The following is a 15422-nucleotide window of genomic DNA, read 5'->3' as shown; positions in this document are numbered from 1 at the left end:
TTATGTCTTCACTCCATCCACGCGCATTCGATAACCATAGCCCCAAACGGTTTCAAGAGGCAGGTCTTCCATTTTACGACGAAGTCTTTTGACCAAATCATCAATCGCTCGATCGCTGCCGAAATAGTCATCCCCCCACACTAATGTTAACAACTCATTGCGCGAAAAAGCACGATTCGGTTGCGCTGCTAAGGTATGAAGCAATGAAAATTCCTTCACCGTCATTTCAATTTCTTTAGACCTCCAGTAAACCAGACGACTATCTAATACTAGACGAAGCTCCTCGATGATGAGGTCGTTTGATTTAGAAGAGACTATACTCTGTTCTGATCTTTCTGTAAGGGAGTTAAGCCGATGGAATAAACGATTTACTCGTGCGACCAGCTCACGTGGGCTGAAAGGCTTAGTTAAATAATCATCGCTTCCAAGCTCAAGTCCAAGTATCTTATCTACTTCCTCATCACGAGCAGAGATCATAATAATAGGAACTTCGGCTTCCTTGCGAATTTGTTTGCAGAATTCATAGCCATTCATACCTGGAAGCATGATGTCTAGAATCCACATATCCGGGCGCTCTGTGTTCCATAACATGAGCGCTTCTTCTGCTGAACCTAACGATAGGGTGCTATAGCCTTCCTTCTGTAAATAATTCTCAACGATATCTCTTATATGACAATCATCTTCAACGATTGCGATTTGATAGTTCTTCATCAACAGACCTCCTGACCAATACATCTATTATTCTAACAAAGTTGTCCTTTCAAGCGGGCTTTTCCATACTTTTTCCACAATTGCTCCAAATTAATACCGAAGCTGATCTATAGAATAGTTATTTGTACGGTAAACATGTTGCTTGTATGGAACAAGCTCGAAAGGAGGTTGAGGCTGTGAGAATTTCATATTTGGCTCGCAAGGAGATTCTTGTGGCGTTCTGCTTTCTTGCTCCGAGTTTGATCGGGTTTGCGCTATTTTATTTGATTCCGTTTGGTCAAAGTGTTGTATTTTCATTTGAGAATCCAAGTGGTGAGGCAGGGTTATCGTTTGCCAATTATCAGAGCCTATTAGCTAGCTCGTCCTTTCAAAAGGCGGCAGGGAATACACTCTGGTTCACAATAATTGGTGTTCCGATCCTTATTCTGTTGTCACTTGCTCTTGCCATGCTGCTTAACAAACGAGTCTATCTTCGGAATTGGCTGCGTACCTCATATGTACTGCCACTGGTTGTTCCAGTAGCGTCAATTGTGCTCGTATGGCAGATCCTATTCGACTGGAATGGTTTTTTCAATCATGCATTAGAGTGGATTGGAATTGAGCGGATCGATTGGATGAAATCAGAGTGGGCGCAAGGGGTCATTATTTTTATCTATGTATGGAAAAACATTGGCTATAATGTGGTTCTATTCTTGGCTGGACTGCAAAATATCCCAGATCAATATTATGAGATAGCAAACCTGGAAGGTGCAAGCTGGGCTCGTAAGCACCAGATCACCTTGATTTATTTAATACCGACAGGATTTTTAGTGATGCTGATGTCGATTCTGAACTCATTCAAGGTATTTCGGGAAATTTATTTAGTTGCGGGTGACTATCCTCATGACAGTATCTATATGCTCCAGCACTATATGAACAATATGTTCTTATCGCTCGATATTCAGAAGCTGTCGGCTGCAGCTTTCTTAATGGTGCTCTGTATTTTAGTCATTGTGTTGATGCTCTTCCGAGTTGAACATAAGTTCCGTTCATTTATGGAGTAAAGGGAGGGGTGTAGATGAACAAGAAACAGATAAGAACACTGCTACTTACTATTATCTTAGCCGTAATCGCGCTGGTAATGCTATTTCCGGTTGTGCTCACAATGGTAAGCTCCTTAATGACGGAGAAGGAAATTATGCTGAATTACGGCATGTTAGGTAATACACAGATGAACGATTTTGTGAATTTGAAGCTGATTCCAGATTGGGTTTCGCTGGAGCAATTTTATAAGGTGCTTATTTCAACCTCGCAATTTCTTCGTATGTTCTGGAACTCTGTATTTATGGTGTTTCCAATCATTATAGGCCAGGTCGTGGTGGCAACATTAGCGGCATTTGCATTTGCTAAGCTGCGATTTCCTGGCAGAGAGCCCTTATTTATTGTGTATCTGATCACGATGCTCATGCCGTTCCAGGTCACGCTTGTGCCGAACTATATCATGTCCGATCGGCTAGGGCTGATTAATAGTCCAAGCTCCATTATTTTACCAGGGATATTTGCGGCGTTTGGTGTGTTCCTGCTCAGACAATTTATGCTCCAAATTCCAACGGCATATATGGAAGCAGCCCAAATGGATGGGGCAGGTTACTTCCGATCCTTTATCAGGATTGTCTTGCCTATGGTGAAACCCGGCATGGCAGCGCTAATTGTTCTGCTGTTTGCAGATTACTGGAATATGGTGGAGCAGCCCCTGATCTTTCTGCAGGATGCCAATTTACAGCCCTTGTCCATTTTTCTATCTCGCCTGCAGGAAGATGCGCTTGGGGTATCCTTTGCGGCTGCGGTCTTGTATATGATGCCTATGATTCTCTTGTTTCTTTTGGCGGAACGGTATTTTATTGAGGGCATAGAGCTTTCTGGAATTAAAGGATAGGGGAAATGAGATGACAAGCACATCTAAGCGACAACGATTAACGGCTGCTTTGTTTGTATTATTTTTTGCGATATTGGCTGGTTTGACTTTCTTTAGCAGCACACTCGAAACGATGACGCTGCCCAAAGTAGTTACGGAGAAACTTACCTCGAAATCATTAGTTCATCAGGTTAAAGGGAGTGGAGTCTTAACACCTCGGAAGCAGGTGGATTTGTTGAATGAGACTGGCTCTAAAATTGTGAAGGTTCATGTAAAAGAGAATGCTGAGGTTAAGAAGGGGCAAAAGCTCGTGACATTTGATAGCTCTGATCTGGATGAACAGATCTATCAAGAGGAAACGGCGCTTAAGAAACAAAAGCTAAATCGGGAGATTCTCGAGGAGGATATGCTCAATGCATTGATAGGTGGTGATGAGCAAGTGATTGCCAAGGCAGAGCGAGCTCTTGAACTGGATAGTATGGATCTTGAACTGGCGCAAAGAAAGATGAATAAGCTGCGCAAAGATAAAGCGGATAAACAGACACTGACTGCCCCCTTTGATGGAAAAGTCACAAAGATTACAGCAGAGGATAGTATGAATGCTTCACAAGGGGGGACAATCCTGACCTTAATGGATAGTGGTAAGGGCTTCGAATTTTCATTTGCTGTCGAGTCGGATAATACGGCATTATTCGAGATTGGATCTAAGGTTTCTGTTCGATTGCAGAAAGACAATACACTGGTTAACGGTGTAATTGAAGAGATTAAAGCTGCATCCCAAGAGAGCAGTGAAGAAGATTCATCCGATAAATCCAGTTATCAGGTTGTCGTTTCTGTCTCCGATGATGGTATTAAAGGCGGCGAACAAGTCAGTCTGGATATAAAGAAGGAGTCAAATGAAAAAGGTTATGTGTTACCAAAGAAATGGGTTCATAAAGATACAACAGGGAGCTATGTCTTTGTAATTGAGGAGAAGAAAAGCTCACTCGGCAATACGTTTAATGCACGCAAGGCTTATATTGTAACGGGTGATTCAACCGAGGATGAGATTGTAGCTGTGAGCGGCTTAAGTCCTGATGATGAGATCATTATTGAATCAAGTGAACCACTTCAGGAAGGTAATCGAATCCGAGTATATTGAAGGGAATGAATGAATTTGAAAAGAAGATGGGTTTTGTCCTTATTAGCAATGATAGTCGTATTATCGGGATGCTCTAGCAGCAGCGTGGGATCAGGTACAGAAGGATCAACTAATGAACAATCAGGCCAGAATGGCAATAAGATTGAGATTGCGACCATGGCGGTAACTCCTTATTTAGATGAGGCGGTTAAGCAATATAAAAAAATTCGCCCAGATTTACAAATTGAAATCAAAGAGTATCTAGCCAGACCTCAAACGAATGAAGATGGAATGAGTCAATCAGGAGAAGCATTCTCAAAGGGCGATGTTGAGAAGTATATACAAACAGTGAGCACACAGATGATGTCTGGCAAAGGGGCGGACATGATCGTAATGAACGATCTACCACAGGACAAATATGTCGCCAAGAACATGCTGACTAATTTCTATGATCTGATGGATAAGGATGCTGACTTTGATCGAAATCAGTACTATCAGAATATTTTTGAGGGCTCCCAAGATGGTAATGGTTTGTATGCAATGCCATTCTCATTTGTCATCGACGCGCTAACTGGGAATACAGAGTTGTTAGAACAAGCTAACATTAAAATCGATGATCAGACATGGACATGGGATGAGTTTAAAGATATTTCCAAGAAGCTTAAGGGAAAAGTTGGTGAGGATTATTTCGCATTTGTTAATCTATTCCCGATTCAAATGTTAGCGGAGTATATAGAAGCTAATTATGATAAGCTCATTGATCAAGGTCAAGCGAATTTCGATTCCGATCTGTTTCGAGATATGATGAAGCAAATCAAATCGATGTATGATGAGGGCGTACTTAGTAATGATTTTACGTACGACTATACCAAAACCTTGTTCAACAATGCTAACCTTTTCGATCCAATAGGAGGCCTGTCCCAAGTCCTTGATCCAAAGCTTAAACTATATCAAAAGCCAACAGTAAATGGAAAATATAGTGGAACTTCATTTAAGTCATATTTCACTTTAGGTATTAACAGCAAATCTAAGGTTCAAGAGGAAGCTTGGAACTTTATTAAGTTCATGCTTTCCGAGGAAATGCAATCTTCATCAGTCGTACAAGGGTTTGCGATGCATAAGGGAGTTGTGGAGAAACAGCTTAATGATGCTAAGCAGCAGGCAGTAGCGGGAACACTACCTCTTCTAGAACAGAAGTTTGATGCTGAGACTGTAGAAAGTAAAATCCAAGAATTACATCAGCTTCTAGATGGAGCAAGTAGGAATTTATCTAGTGATCATAAGGTCGTTTCAATTGCAATTGAAGAATTTGATTCATATATGAGTGGTCAGAAATCCGCTGAAGACGTCAGCAAGCTGATTCAAAATCGAGTCAACACTTACATTAACGAGTAAATAGAACGTTCTAATCGAGAGGCGCTCAATCATTTAACGGTGATTGAACGCCTTTTGTTTATTTTGCAGGAATCATCCCATTTGTCGTTGAATATATCCCGTTAACCGTATTGCGTATTCGAGATACGCAGCCACAGGAGGGAACAGCATTGAAATCGACTACCGTTCAAAGCCTTACAGAGACGTTTAAGCTGGAAGTGCTTGCAGGTGCTAGCTGCATGGATCGTGAAATCACTCGTTCAAAGGCGCATAGACCTGGTCTGGAGTTCGTGGGTTACTTTGATTTTTTCCCAACGAAGCGGGTACAAGTATTGGGCTGCAAGGAAATCAATTATCTGTTAACCCTAAGCGTTGAAGAGCGCAAGTTACATATTGGTAATATCGTCAAGTATCATCCACCATGCTTTATTGTGACGACAGGTCAGCAGGAGATTCCTTATTTAACTCTATTCTGCGAAGAAGAGGGCATCCCGTTGCTTCGGACGCAGGAGACGACGACAGAGATCATCGCAAAGATTGATACCTATCTGGTGAAGGCGCTGGCGCCAGAGCTTTCAATTCATGGAGTATGTGTAAACGTGTCTGGTATAGGTGTCCTACTCAGGGGCAAGTCAGGGATTGGAAAAAGCGAAACCGCGCATACGCTTATTAGAAGAGGTCATCGATTTGTGGCGGATGATATCGTGGTGCTGAAGAAGCTGGGACCGGCGACGCTTCTCGGCACACATAACGAGACGACCCGCGAATTCCTAGCGCTGCGCAGTATTGGTCTGATCAATGTTGTACGCCAGTACGGGCGTAGAGCTTTTCAGGATGAGACGCGAATTGTACTCGACATCGAGTTGTCTCCTTGGCGAGAAAATTCCTTGAATAATGAGCTCGAACTGGAGCCGAAGTTCACAGACTATCTCGGTGTCCAAATTCCGCATATTGAAATCCAGCTTCAGCCCGGCCGTGACGTAGCCGGCCTAATTGAAGCTGCCGCCAACAACTGGTATCTGAAGCAGCTTGGCTATAGCGCCGTTGAAGAGTTTATGCAGAGGATTGAAAACAAGCAGTGAGGGGTGCTCATGAATTTGTGTATACGTAACAGACCGCAGAAGAGCTATGTGGTCTGTTTTTTTAACTAAATTTCGCCTTTGATGCGTGATTGGCTGGGCATAGGCTATAAATGGTATAATTTCTAATAGGTATTTTGAGTGATCGTTACTAGGAGGTATTAATGATGAGTGATGAGCTATTGGGAAAATTGGATACTTGGCATGAAGAGGATGAATTTCAAGAAATCGTGGATGCAATAACGGAAATTCCTGAAGAGGAAAGAGATTATGTTCTAACTAGTCATTTGGGCAGAGCGCTTAATAATCTCGGGCAATATGAAGAAGCTTTAGAGCAGTATTTGAGCATTGAAGAAGAGGGTGAAGGTGACCCGCTTTGGCATTACCGTATCGGAGTTTCCTATTATTATCTGAAGCGGTACGACGAAGCTTTAAAAGCATTTACAATTGCAGACGAGCTAGAGCCTGATGATGAGGACACCTTGGAGTTTTTGGGATGGATCAAACGAAAATTGGCTAAGAAAGCTACGAAAAAGCCTGTGAATAAACCTGCTAAGAAGCCTGTAGTAGCGATCGACACCACCAACTTTTGGGATGACAGCGAGTATGCGTTCTCAGAATATATCTCTGAATCGCCTACAGATGCATTGATTGCTTCAGTAGAAGAAGAGCTGGTTTTTAAGCTGCCAAAATACTACGTTGAAATGATGAAGCTACATAATGGGGGAATTCCTCATAACACTCGGTACCCAATTCCGGGAACAGAAGAATTTATTACGATTTCAGGGATCCTTGGAATTGGACGAGATAAGAATAAGTCGCTGTGTGGAGCTTCAGGCAGCCGGACTGTGATTGAAAATGGACGTTATCCTGAGGTTGGTGTGGTGATTTGTGATTGTCCTTCTGAGAATGAAGTAATCATGCTGGATTACCGCGAGTTTGGAAATGATGGCGAACCCGAGGTTATCCATGTAGATCGAGATAACAAATACAAGATCACACGCTTGGCTGACAATTTTGAGTCCTTTATCGGTGGACTGGTGAAATAGTGGATTCGGCGATTTAGCTGAATGTGGGGCTGATAAATCAGCCAAATAAACGATCGAAAAAAACAGAGCAGCGGTTCTCCTATAATGGAGGCAGCTGCTCTGTTTTTTAATCTGCTCAATTGTCGCTATTAAACACCTTGGACTGAAGCACATCGAGTGCTCGGTTGATTTCTTCCAGTTCTTCAGTAGAAGAATCCTTGATCCGGTCCAGGAAACGTTCGCCGATCTGTTCAAAAGCTTTGTTCATCATCGCTTGTCCAGCGTCAGACAACCGAATCATTTGCTTACGCCGATCTTCTGCGACATCCAGCTTTTCACAAAGATTCTTTTCTGTTAATTTCTTGAGCTCACGGCTCGTGTTCGGCATAGAGATATTCTTACAATCACTAATTTGACTGAGGGTAACAGGCTGGCTGACCGCAATATACTCCAGAATACTATATTGAACGGGCGTAATACCTTCCGGTCTAACATCTTTGGTTAAATCGAATGTTACTTCATGGACTGCCGTCGTAAAGGTCACTAATTTATGAAAAAACGCTTCTTTGTCCATAACGATCACCTCTTAGTGTAAACTTTAACAAAATAATTATCATAATACAATTATCATTTGACAACTAAATAAAGATTGTGATACGATTTTGTTATCAAATGATAATTAAAGAGGTGGACCAATGAATGTTTTAGTCATCTATACTCATCCGAATCATAAAAGTTTAAGTTATGCTTTTCTCAATAAAGTCATTCAAGGAAGTAATGAAAATCGAAAGATCACGAACATCGAGGTGCTTGATCTATATGAAGAGCAATTTGATCCGGTGCTGGTCTTTAACGAAAATAAACGTAGAAGAGACATGCATATCGATCCCAAGTTTGAGAAGTATCGTGAGCAGATTCGTCAGGCAGACAAAATTGTGTTTGTGTATCCGATCTGGTGGGGCCGGCCTCCAGCCATGCTGCTCGGGTATATTGATCAAATGTTTGCCTCTAATTTTGCTTATAGAGAAAAGGGCGGCCTTATCCCCGAAGGGCTGCTGAAAGGGAAGTCCGTGGTTTGTATTTCCAGCATGAAGGGGCCAACCCTTTATCCTTTATATTGGTTAAACAATTCCCATAAGGTACTGATGAGAAAAGCATTATTTCAATATTGCGGTATGAAAAAAGTGAAGTTTTTCGAGTTTGGGAATATGGAGAGTCCAAAAGGTAAACATGACAAAAAGCTAAATCAGGTCTATCAATATTTCAAAGCTGTGGCTAATTAATTCTCAAAGATAACGGATCGATGATTATTTGGACTCGTTATAAAGATAGGCAACATAATCCTGCAGCACTGAGGTATGGTCCATTTGTCGCAGCATAGTCCCGATATTCCCACGGTGATAGCTGCCATGGTTTACTACGTGGAAGATAGCACCGGAAATGGATGTCTCAAGTGATCCCATCGTTGGATGATCTAACACAACGGTGGGGTCCTTATCTATTTGACTAGCCAACACCATTTTGTTTTTGCTGGTTAGCTCACGATAGAGGGCATCCATTTCTTCAATATCTTTTATTGCTAACAAGGGCTCTAATTGGGCAGCTGATGCTTTAGCTTCATTCCTAGTTCGCCCTACAATCAAGTCAAACCAAATGTTCTCCACGACATAAATATGCGTCACAACCTTCGCTACCGAAGAAAAACCGCTCTGGATATCCTTATGATAAATGTCTTTAGGCAACTCCTTTAAGCGATGGATGATCGTTTGATTAGCCCATACATTGTAGTCATACATTTCTAACGTCGGATGTTTCTCCATGAGTTTCTCCCCCTAAGATTATAGATGCTTTAATTATACCCATTCCAAAAATGTTCGGTACAATTTAGAGATGTTTATTATAGGATCCTTTGTCCAAAGTAAACCAAAATACAGACGACAGCGATAAAGCAGAGGAGTAACCAATTCACTAGCTTCATTCCCATCTAAACCGTACCTGCCTTGATCATTGTTAAATCCTCGCCGCTTACTTGTTTGATTAAGTTCATTACCTTAAAGGCTCCTCTGCCATTCTCATAAGGTTTCATTTTATCTTTGTAAGTAGAGCGGTTCTTGTATACCTTCATTATCGAATGAACAAAGCTTTGAGTGGTCATCTCTTCTTCAAGTAACATTTCAGCGAGTCCAGTTTGTTGAAAATACTCCGCTTGGGCAAGTTGACCAGAGCGGCTCCCACCATTCGTGTGAGGAATTAATAACATTGGCTTTTGCATAGTAAGAAGCTCCATCATAGAGTTTGAGCCTGCACGAGATACGACAACATCCGCCATAGCTAATAAATGCGGCAGCTCACAGCTTGTAATGAATTCATACGATTTGTAGCCTGACATTGAGAGGTGATAATTAACCTTTCCCTCCCCGCAAATATGAACCACTTGAAATTTGTCTATCAACTCAGCGAGTACATTGTTCACCATTTGGTTAATGCTATGTGCCCCTTGGCTTCCTCCCATAATGAGAAGAACAGGCTTAACAGAGGTAAATCCGCAAAAGGCAAAACCGCGTTGTTTATCAGCTAATTTGAATTGCTCCTTCAAGAGCGGTCCCACATGAACGGCCTTGAGAGAAGCAGATTTGGTTACAGTATCCAGAAAATTTGTACACAGATGAGTGGCAAACGGAAGTGAGATTTTATTAGCTAGTCCAAGATTTAAGTCTGGTTCATAAATAATGATGGGCACTTTGTTGAGTTTGGCTCCAATCACGACGGGTACAGAAACAAATCCACCTTTAGAAAAAATCACACCAGGTTTGATGGTTCGTAGGAGTCGGTAAGATTGAAAGATGCCCTTCATGATTTTGAATACATCAGTTACATTCTTCCAATCGAAGTAGCGTCTCAATTTCCCTGTGGAAATGGGATGGTAGGTTACCTCCTCCTTGTAGTCAGACAAAAGCTTACGCTCAATCCCGTGTTCGGAGCCTATATAATGAACGTCCCAATCCTCAGCTAGACAGTTAGGAATCAACACCAGGTTCCCTGATACATGGCCTGCGGAGCCTCCACCTGTAAATACGATCGAGGTACTCATGCTAGAAACCCACCTTGTTGTAACATTTCTTTTATCGCAGGTTTGCTCATCAACACATGATTGGAATCATAGCTCTGGAAGTCCACAGGCGGGCAAGAGGCATAAGCTTCCTGTAAACCTTCTATAGGAAAAGGAGGAAGAATCACATAATAGTGATCATCCAGATGTATAGATGAGGCGCTCTCGAATTCCGAAATTAGGGCCTCACTTAAGCTTTCACCGGGACGTATCCCCGTTTCCTTGATTTGGATCGTGCTAGTTGATAAGTCGTCAATTAAGACTTGGGCAAGATCCTTAATGCTGCAAGCAGGCATTTTGGTCACAAAGACTTCTCCACCTCTGCTTTCTTCTGTTGCTTTAAGGAGTAGGGTAATTGCATCATCTATGGTTAAGAAAAAACGAGTCATTCTAGCATCTGTAAGGGAAATGTCTACTCCATCCACAATACTTTGTTTGAAAATAGGCACCACGCTACCCGTTGAGCCAAGTACATTGCCACTTCTCACACATACAAACTGAGTTTTGGTTTGTCTGAGATTGGCATGGACCATTAGCTTTTCACCGAGTGATTTTGTCATTCCGTAGGTGCTCGATGGTTGCGCTGCTTTATCGGTTGAAACATAGACTACTTTTTTTACGCCATGTTTAATAGCGGCTTGAATCACATGCTGAGTTCCGAGTACGTTAGTCTTCATCGCACTGTCTGGTTGTTGTTCGCAGATCGGGACATGCTTCAAGGCCGCTAAATGATAGATATAATCTACCTGATGGCAAGCTTGCATCAGTTCTTGCTTATCACGTATATCACCGATGATGAACGTTAGTTTGGGATTATGATGATATTCCTGTTGTAGTTCTACTTGAAGTGACTCATTGCGGGAAAATATTCTGATTTCTTTTGGGTCTCTTTCCAATAACCGTTTCACGAGTTGTCGTCCCCAAGATCCGGTTCCACCGGTAATTAATATGGTTGTATTTTGCACGGTTTGTTCCTCCTATGATCTTAGCTACACAATAATCATAGTGTTCATATGTTACGTGAATATGGCAAAGTGAAAGCTCTTAAAATCAAAAAAAGGTTAAAGAACCCTTATAACAGGTCCCTTAACCCTTCATTTAACTTCTAATAGCCATCGGTTTGTTTACCGGATTGCTCCGCAATTTCCGCGCCTTCTCGATTATCTGAAGTACCTAGATGTTTGTGGTCGGCTTTGGCTTGAGCAAGACCTTCAGCCACTCGACGACCGTAGTCTGGATCAGCTTTTGTGAAGTGTTCGATCATATTATTTTGAATTACAGGCGCACATATTTTCAGTGCATCGACCAGGTTATGAATCAATTCATCCCGTTCCCAATCCTCGAACTTGCGATAGGTATCTCCAGCTTGCCCGAAGTCATTTGTACGATTGATTTTCTCGCGAACTAGTCTGTCATTATACATCGGTTGATGGTCTTTGCCAGAAGGGGCTGCCTCCTTTAACCCGCCAAGCGAGGAAGGTTCGTAATTCACATGTGGGTTTTGCTCAGGCGCCTTATCCACATGATAAGTCATTTGCCCATCCCGCTGATTCGTTGCTACCCTTGTCTTTGGAGCGTTGATCGGTAATTGAATGTAGTTGGCGCCCACCCGGTGCCGCTGGGTATCCGAATAGGAGAACGTCCGGCCTTGCAGCAACTTGTCATCCGAGAAATCAAGACCGTCTACCAGAACTCCAGTCCCGAAAGCGACCTGTTCGACCTCGGCAAAATAATTGTCTGGGTTTCGATCCAGAACCATCTTCCCTACAGGTAAAAATGGAAAACGTTCATGATCCCAAAGCTTAGTAGGATCGAGTGGATCAAAATCGAGCTCAGGATGCTCATCGTCACTCAGGATTTGCAAACAAAGCTCCCATTCAGGGTAATCCTTGCGCGCAATAGCCTCATATAGATCCTGCGTAGCATGGCTGACGTTTTTGGCTTGTATATCCTCAGCGGCTTGCTGAGTTAGATTCTTAATGCCATGTTTCAGCGGCTCCCAATGGTATTTGATTAAGACAGCTTCGCCGTTTTCATTCACCCATTTATAGGTATTAACTCCAGACCCCTGCATCTGCCGATAGTTGGCTGGAATCCCCCAAGGAGAGAACAGGAATGTAATCATATGAGTAGCTTCAGGAGAGTTCGATACGAAATCAAACATCCGCTCTGGGTTTTGCAGATTGGTCACGGGATCTGGCTTGAAAGCATGCACCATGTCGGGAAATTTCAGCGGATCACGGATAAAGAAAATCTTCAGATTGTTGCCGACCAAGTCCCAGTTGCCATCCTCTGTATAGAACTTTGTGGCGAAGCCACGTGGATCACGAAAGGTCTCCGGAGAGTACACGCCATGAACCACTGTTGAAAACCTTACGAATACAGGTGTTTTTTTGCCTGCTTCTTGAAAAAGCTTAGCACGCGTATACTTCGAGACGGGTTCATCGCCTACTTTTCCATAAGCTTCAAAATACCCGTGGGCTCCTGCACCCCTAGCATGCACAACACGTTCCGGAATACGCTCTCGATCAAAATGAGATATTTTCTCGATAAAGTGGTAGTTTTCGAGCGTCGAGGGCCCGCGATTTCCTACCGTTCGTATATTTTGATTATCTGTAATGGGATGTCCCTGTCGATCCGTTAAAATCATATCTTCTTTTTCCTTATCCATATGACAAAGCTCCACCTCTCTTCAGATATGAATAGTATTTTCTACCATAATTCTGAAAAGTATGCGAAATCCACTGACAAGAGATGTTATGAAAGTTACAATTTTTATTGGCATTTGAAATAATGACTGTTATATTTGAAAATACTATGTGTTATAAGCTTAGCAACTTGGTATCGACAGAATGGAGAGGCGGAATTACATGCAACAATTTTTAGATAGTATGATTAGCGTAACAAATGATTTTTTGTGGTCGAAAATATTGGTGATCCTTCTTATTGCTTGTGGACTTTATTTCACCGTAAGATCGAAATTTGTACAGTTTGGTATGTTCAAAGAAATGTTTCGGGTTCTTAAAGGATCCAATGAAAGGTCAAAAGATAGTATTTCATCCTTCCAGGCCTTCTGCATTAGTATGGCGGCGAGGGTAGGGACAGGTAATATAACGGGAATCGCAATTGCTATTGCCATAGGTGGTCCAGGGGCTATTTTCTGGATGTGGGTGATTGCCATTATTGGATCAGCGTCCGGTTTTATAGAAAGCACTTTGGCACAGGTATATAAAGTGAAGGATAAGACCGGATTTCGCGGTGGGCCTGCCTATTATATGGAGAAAGGCCTGAACAAGCGCTGGATGGGTGCGATATTCGCGGTTCTGATTACATTATCCTTCGGGCTTGTATTTAACGCGGTCCAATCGAATACGGTCACAGTGGCCTTTGAGAATTCATTTGGCACCAATCGGGCCATTCTTGGGCTTGTAATGGCTGCTGCCTTTGCGCTGGTTATCTTTGGCGGTGTTAAGCGTATCGCAAGAATGTCCGAATATATTGTAGTGGTAATGGCAGGAATCTACATTGGGGCTGCTCTTATTATTATGATGATTAATATTACAGAACTCCCAGGAGTTTTCGCACTCATTGTGAAAAGTGCCTTCGGATTTGAACAAGTCGCTGGTGGCTCTCTTGGTGCAGTAATTTTGCAGGGCGTGAAGCGTGGTTTGTTCTCTAACGAAGCGGGTATGGGTAGTGCACCTAATGCTGCGGCAACGGCAACCACGAGTCATCCGGTGAAGCAAGGGCTAATGCAAGCGCTAGGCGTACTCACAGATACGTTACTTATTTGTTCGAGTACGGCGTTCATTATCTTGTTATCTGATGCCTATAAGCAGCCAGGGCTGGACGGAATCAAGCTGACACAAGCTGCATTAAGCGAGCATATTGGTTCGTGGGCATCCGGATCACTAGCGATTATGATTTTTTTGTTTGCTTTCAGCACGTTAATTGGAAATTATTATTACGGTGAAACTAATATAGAATTTTTGAATTCCAACAAAAAGGTATTACTATTCTATAGATACAGTGTTTTGGCAATGATTATTTTTGGTTCCGTAGCAAAGGTTCAATTGGTATGGGATTTGGCCGACTTATTTATGGGCTTCATGGTTATCGTGAATTTGATTGCCATCCTGCTATTATCTAAAGTGGCCTTTGCCGCCTTGAAGGATTATAAAAAGCAGAAACGTGAAGGGAAGGATCCTGTTTTCTATAAAGACAGCATTCCGGGGCTCGAGAACGTTGAAGGTTGGGGCAATTCTTCAGATATAAAAAGATAGAAATGTATTTGAAGGGCTCAGGAGACTGAGCTCTTTTTGCTGTCAGATTACAAAAACGAGCCTTTAGAATTGCTTCTAAGGCTCGTTTTGCGTACAGTATTTTAAATTAGTCCTGCTTAATATAGTTTATCCTGCAGCCCAAACATCTAATTCAATTTTCAATTCAGGTAAACCTAATCCTTTAACATAAGCAATGGTCATTGAAGGAGGTGTCATCCCGAATACTTTATTCCAAATTCCATAGAAATGATCCCAATCGATTTCTTCTGTGGCCCAAATGTTGATTTTGATTACGTTATCGGGACTCAACTTTTGAGAAGAGAGGACTTCCACAATATTACTCATCGTATTTGTTACTTGTTGATTAAAATCTGTAGGGATATTATTGTTTTGATCGATTCCAATTTGACCAGAAAATACATACATTTCAGCGTTTCTGCTTATTTTTGTTACATGACTGTAGTTACCAACGGGTTTCGCAATATTTTCTGGATTATATCTTGTGATCACATGATTATTTAAGTTCATTTTTATGAAGTCTCCTTTAAATAGAAGATACATAACGATAGCTAGGTTATATATCTCCACTGTTTTTTAGTTTTAATTTTTGACAGACTTATCCTATCAATCATTAATTCTAGAAAAAAACAGCAGTAGAATACCCAATACCAAAAGATAAATATTTTAGGGATCTCTTTTTCATTAGGTATTCCTCCTTCATATTTAAAGTAAGATAACTTCATCAGAATGATAACATTAATCCATGTGGGACGGCAACTTTGCCTCCTCCGGCACAACATGACAAGGATCTTTTTTTTGCTGTA

At 41.9% G+C, this 15422-nt stretch carries 14 protein-coding genes and 1 pseudogene; 8 read left to right on the top strand and 7 right to left on the bottom strand.

Features of this window, described 5'->3' with window-relative positions; translation table 11 throughout:
- Positions 1 to 711 carry a response regulator transcription factor gene (locus tag H70737_RS29025; protein WP_042192946.1) on the bottom strand — a complete coding sequence of 237 codons (711 nt, stop codon included), beginning with the start codon at positions 709 to 711 and terminating at the stop codon, positions 1 to 3.
- 146 nt (positions 712 to 857) lie between these two features.
- On the opposite strand from H70737_RS29025, the gene H70737_RS29020 reads away from it, so the two are divergent.
- The 6 genes from H70737_RS29020 (at position 858) to H70737_RS28995 (ending at position 7227) form a co-directional block, all read left to right on the top strand.
- Complete coding sequence (locus H70737_RS29020; RefSeq protein ID WP_042192945.1) at positions 858 to 1754, top strand: carbohydrate ABC transporter permease; 897 nt, start codon at positions 858 to 860, stop codon at positions 1752 to 1754.
- A gap of 14 nt (positions 1755 to 1768) precedes the next feature.
- Complete coding sequence (locus tag H70737_RS29015; RefSeq protein ID WP_042192943.1) at positions 1769 to 2626, top strand: carbohydrate ABC transporter permease; 858 nt, start codon at positions 1769 to 1771, stop codon at positions 2624 to 2626.
- A gap of 10 nt (positions 2627 to 2636) precedes the next feature.
- Entirely contained in the window at positions 2637 to 3746 is a 1110-nt protein-coding gene (locus H70737_RS29010; RefSeq protein WP_042192941.1) for an efflux RND transporter periplasmic adaptor subunit, read from the top strand.
- A gap of 15 nt (positions 3747 to 3761) precedes the next feature.
- Complete coding sequence (locus H70737_RS29005; protein ID WP_231573365.1) at positions 3762 to 5120, top strand: ABC transporter substrate-binding protein; 1359 nt, start codon at positions 3762 to 3764, stop codon at positions 5118 to 5120.
- Between the two features lie 149 nt (positions 5121 to 5269).
- A complete protein-coding gene (hprK, locus tag H70737_RS29000) occupies positions 5270 to 6181 on the top strand; it encodes an HPr(Ser) kinase/phosphatase (RefSeq protein ID WP_042192937.1) in 912 nt (303 codons plus the stop codon).
- Positions 6182 to 6345: 164 nt separating this feature from the next.
- Positions 6346 to 7227, top strand: a complete 882-nt coding sequence (locus tag H70737_RS28995; RefSeq protein ID WP_042192935.1) for an SMI1/KNR4 family protein — start codon at positions 6346 to 6348, stop codon at positions 7225 to 7227.
- Positions 7228 to 7342: 115 nt separating this feature from the next.
- On the opposite strand, the gene H70737_RS28990 is transcribed toward H70737_RS28995, so the two are convergent.
- Positions 7343 to 7780 carry a MarR family winged helix-turn-helix transcriptional regulator gene (locus H70737_RS28990; RefSeq protein ID WP_042192933.1) on the bottom strand — a complete coding sequence of 146 codons (438 nt, stop codon included), beginning with the start codon at positions 7778 to 7780 and terminating at the stop codon, positions 7343 to 7345.
- Between the two features lie 121 nt (positions 7781 to 7901).
- Between H70737_RS28990 and H70737_RS28985 the strand changes: the two genes are divergently transcribed.
- Positions 7902 to 8489, top strand: coding sequence for an NAD(P)H-dependent oxidoreductase (locus H70737_RS28985; protein ID WP_042192931.1), 588 nt, complete (start codon positions 7902 to 7904; stop codon positions 8487 to 8489).
- Between the two features lie 24 nt (positions 8490 to 8513).
- On the opposite strand, the gene H70737_RS28980 is transcribed toward H70737_RS28985, so the two are convergent.
- From H70737_RS28980 to H70737_RS28965, 4 genes and pseudogenes are all read right to left on the bottom strand, one after another.
- On the bottom strand, positions 8514 to 9026 hold the full coding sequence (locus tag H70737_RS28980) for a DinB family protein (RefSeq protein WP_042192929.1): 513 nt from the start codon (positions 9024 to 9026) through the stop codon (positions 8514 to 8516).
- 164 nt (positions 9027 to 9190) lie between these two features.
- On the bottom strand, positions 9191 to 10297 hold the full coding sequence (locus H70737_RS28975; protein WP_042192927.1) for an undecaprenyldiphospho-muramoylpentapeptide beta-N-acetylglucosaminyltransferase: 1107 nt from the start codon (positions 10295 to 10297) through the stop codon (positions 9191 to 9193).
- The gene (locus tag H70737_RS28970; RefSeq protein WP_042192925.1) at positions 10294 to 11280 is read right to left on the bottom strand and encodes an SDR family NAD(P)-dependent oxidoreductase; all 987 of its coding nucleotides are present in this window, start codon (positions 11278 to 11280) and stop codon (positions 10294 to 10296) included. Before H70737_RS28970 ends, H70737_RS28975 begins: the two co-directional genes overlap by 4 nt.
- A 140-nt stretch (positions 11281 to 11420) precedes the next feature.
- Positions 11421 to 12959 (bottom strand): annotated as a pseudogene (locus H70737_RS28965) (catalase); the annotation flags it as partial.
- A 226-nt stretch (positions 12960 to 13185) separates the two neighbouring features.
- Between H70737_RS28965 and H70737_RS28960 the strand changes: the two are divergent.
- Positions 13186 to 14598 carry an alanine/glycine:cation symporter family protein gene (locus H70737_RS28960; protein ID WP_042192920.1) on the top strand — a complete coding sequence of 471 codons (1413 nt, stop codon included), beginning with the start codon at positions 13186 to 13188 and terminating at the stop codon, positions 14596 to 14598.
- Positions 14599 to 14724: 126 nt separating this feature from the next.
- Here H70737_RS28960 and H70737_RS28955 read toward each other — a convergent pair whose 3' ends face one another.
- Positions 14725 to 15126 (bottom strand): RidA family protein, encoded by a 402-nt coding sequence (locus H70737_RS28955; protein ID WP_042192918.1) that lies wholly within the window; start codon positions 15124 to 15126, stop codon positions 14725 to 14727.
- Between the last annotated feature and the right edge of the window lie 296 nt (positions 15127 to 15422).

Source organism: Paenibacillus sp. FSL H7-0737 (genome assembly GCF_000758545.1).
GTDB lineage: Bacteria > Bacillota > Bacilli > Paenibacillales > Paenibacillaceae > Paenibacillus_AQ.
This window is presented reverse-complemented; position numbering and strand designations above follow the sequence as displayed.

Coding starts and splice junctions, on each gene's coding strand:
- H70737_RS29025 (WP_042192946.1), bottom strand. CDS start 711: ATGAAGAACTATCAAATCGCAATCGTTGAAGATGATTGTCATATAAGA.
- H70737_RS29020 (WP_042192945.1), top strand. CDS start 858: ATGGAACAAGCTCGAAAGGAGGTTGAGGCTGTGAGAATTTCATATTTG.
- H70737_RS29015 (WP_042192943.1), top strand. CDS start 1,769: ATGAACAAGAAACAGATAAGAACACTGCTACTTACTATTATCTTAGCC.
- H70737_RS29010 (WP_042192941.1), top strand. CDS start 2,637: ATGACAAGCACATCTAAGCGACAACGATTAACGGCTGCTTTGTTTGTA.
- H70737_RS28995 (WP_042192935.1), top strand. CDS start 6,346: ATGAGTGATGAGCTATTGGGAAAATTGGATACTTGGCATGAAGAGGAT.
- H70737_RS28990 (WP_042192933.1), bottom strand. CDS start 7,780: ATGGACAAAGAAGCGTTTTTTCATAAATTAGTGACCTTTACGACGGCA.
- H70737_RS28985 (WP_042192931.1), top strand. CDS start 7,902: ATGAATGTTTTAGTCATCTATACTCATCCGAATCATAAAAGTTTAAGT.
- H70737_RS28980 (WP_042192929.1), bottom strand. CDS start 9,026: ATGGAGAAACATCCGACGTTAGAAATGTATGACTACAATGTATGGGCT.
- H70737_RS28975 (WP_042192927.1), bottom strand. CDS start 10,297: ATGAGTACCTCGATCGTATTTACAGGTGGAGGCTCCGCAGGCCATGTA.
- H70737_RS28960 (WP_042192920.1), top strand. CDS start 13,186: ATGCAACAATTTTTAGATAGTATGATTAGCGTAACAAATGATTTTTTG.
- H70737_RS28955 (WP_042192918.1), bottom strand. CDS start 15,126: ATGAACTTAAATAATCATGTGATCACAAGATATAATCCAGAAAATATT.